3 protein-coding genes are annotated in these 2,166 nt (G+C 69.5%); all 3 read left to right on the top strand.

What is annotated here, in order from left to right; all coding sequences use genetic code 11:
- On the top strand, positions 1-629 hold a 629-nt coding region (locus WAW17_RS00625; RefSeq protein WP_422331097.1), incomplete at its 5' end, for a YgfZ/GcvT domain-containing protein.
- Positions 626-1,294 carry an MOSC domain-containing protein gene (locus WAW17_RS00620; RefSeq protein ID WP_422331096.1) on the top strand — a complete coding sequence of 223 codons (669 nt, stop codon included), beginning with the start codon at positions 626-628 and terminating at the stop codon, positions 1,292-1,294. The genes WAW17_RS00625 and WAW17_RS00620, both read left to right, overlap by 4 nt.
- Positions 1,291-2,166 (top strand): asparaginase (locus WAW17_RS00615; RefSeq protein ID WP_422331095.1); only part of this gene is annotated, 876 nt, incomplete at its 3' end. The genes WAW17_RS00620 and WAW17_RS00615, both read left to right, overlap by 4 nt.

The following is a 2,166-nucleotide window of genomic DNA, read 5'->3' as shown; positions in this document are numbered from 1 at the left end:
CCCCCACGCAGCCCTATGCCGCGGTTGCCCTGGCCGGTGGCGGCTTCGTCCGCCGCATGCCGTGGCCGACGAGCGAGTCGTTCGATCTCCTCGTTCCCCGCGAGCACCTCACCGAGTGGTGGGGGCGGCTCACCACCGCGGGCGCCGCCCCCGCAGGTATCTGGGCGTTCGAGGCTCTGCGGGTGGCCGCGTTGCGTCCCCGCATCGGTCTCGACACCGATGACCGCACCATCCCGCACGAGGTGCACTGGATCGGCGGCCCCGCCGAGTACGGAGCCGTACACCTCGAGAAGGGGTGCTTCCGCGGTCAGGAGACCGTGGCACGGGTCCACAACCTCGGCAAGCCGCCGCGGCACCTCGTTCTCCTCCACCTCGACGGCAGCGCCGAGGGTCGCCCCGAGACGGGTGATCCCGTCACCGTGGGCGGTCGCGCGGTCGGACGGGTGGGCACGGTCATCGATCACCACGACCTCGGTCCCATCGCCCTCGCTCTGGTCAAACGGTCCGTCCCCGTCGGGACGGAACTGATGGCCGGACCCTGTGCGGCATCCATCGACCCCGACTCGGTTCCGCAGGACGACGCCGTTCAAGCCGGCAGGGCCGCGGTCGAACGCCTCCGCGGACGATGAACGGCACGGACGGCGCGGACGGCACCGTGCTGGCCGTCTGTGTCCTGCACACCGAACGCGACAGCGGCACCCGGCGGGTCACGCGGACTGCGATCGACAAGCGGCCGGCGGACAACGCCGTGCGGGTGATGTCGGCCGGACTCGTGGGCGACTACGTCTGCGACACGAAGTACCACGGCGGCACGTTCAAAGCCGTCTACGCCTATCAACAGGACGAGGCCGAGCGCTGGGCGGCGGAACTCGGTCGTGAGCTGGCGCCGGGCTGGTTCGGTGAGAACCTGAGGGTCGACGGAATCGCGGCGAGCGACGCCGTGATCGGAGAGCGATGGCGGATCGGCACCACCGAACTGGAAGTGAGCAGCCCGCGGACACCGTGCGCCACGTTCGGGGTGTGGGCCGCGGAACCGCACTGGGTGAGACGGTTCTCCGACCGCGCCGACACGGGCGCATACCTGCGAGTGGTGACCGAAGGGTCGATCGCCGCCGGGGACCGGGTCCACCGTGTCCACGTGCCCGGACACGGAATCACGGCACGCGACGTCTTCACCGGCCACGACCCCGAGCGCGTACTCGCGGTACTCACGCGGCAGCCGAACATCGCGCCGACCGTCATCGAGCTGGCACAGAAGCAGTTGGCCGGACTGAGAGGGCAGGTGCGCCGATGAGCATCGAACTCGTCGAGGTGGTTCGTTCAGGCTTCCGCGAGTGCGTCCATCGGGGATCGGCCGTGATTCTGCGGCCGGACGGTGACACGGCCCTCGCCCTGGGCGAGGTGCACACCCCGATCTATCCGCGATCGTCGAACAAGCCATGGCAGGCCGTGACGATGCTCCGGAACGGCTTCCGCCCGGACAGTTCCGAGGAACTCGCGATCGCCACTGCATCACATCAGGGCGAATCCGATCACATCGAACTGGTGGAGCAGCTTCTTGCCCGCCACGGCCTCGACGAGGATCTGCTGCGCTGCCCCGCCGATCTGCCCGCCGACGAACTGGCACGCGCAGAACTGCTGGCGGCGGGTGAACTCCCCCGGCCGATATACATGGAATGCTCCGGCAAGCACGCCGCCATGCTCGCCACCTGCCTTGCCAACGACTGGCCGCTGGACAGCTACTTCGAGCCGACTCATCCTCTGCAGCTCGCTGTCGTCGAGGCACTCGGTTCGTTCAGCGGCGAGATCGATGCCGAACTCGGTATCGACGGCTGCGGGCTGCCGATCGTCCCGCTGTCCCTGACACATCTGGCCCGCGCGTTCGCCGGCCTCGTCACGGCCCCCACCGGATCCCCCGAGCGAGCCGTGGCGGACGCCGTCCGCGAGCATCCCTATCTGGTGTCCGGAACCGGCAGAGACGACGCCAGGCTGATGCCGGTTGCCCCCGGACTGCTGTCGAAGACGGGCGCGGACGGTGTCTACGCGGGCGCCTTGCCGGACGGTTCGGCGTTCGCTCTGAAGATCGACGACGGCCACGAGCGGGCCCGCCTGCCCCTCGCCGCCGCGCTCGTCCACAAGATGGGTGCGGAATGGACGGAAGACCTC

The organism is Rhodococcus sp. (in: high G+C Gram-positive bacteria) (assembly GCF_049286785.1).
Taxonomy (GTDB): Bacteria; Actinomycetota; Actinomycetes; order Mycobacteriales; family Mycobacteriaceae; genus Rhodococcus_F.
This window is presented reverse-complemented; position numbering and strand designations above follow the sequence as displayed.

Coding starts and splice junctions, on each gene's coding strand:
- WAW17_RS00620 (WP_422331096.1), top strand. CDS start 626: ATGAACGGCACGGACGGCGCGGACGGCACCGTGCTGGCCGTCTGTGTC.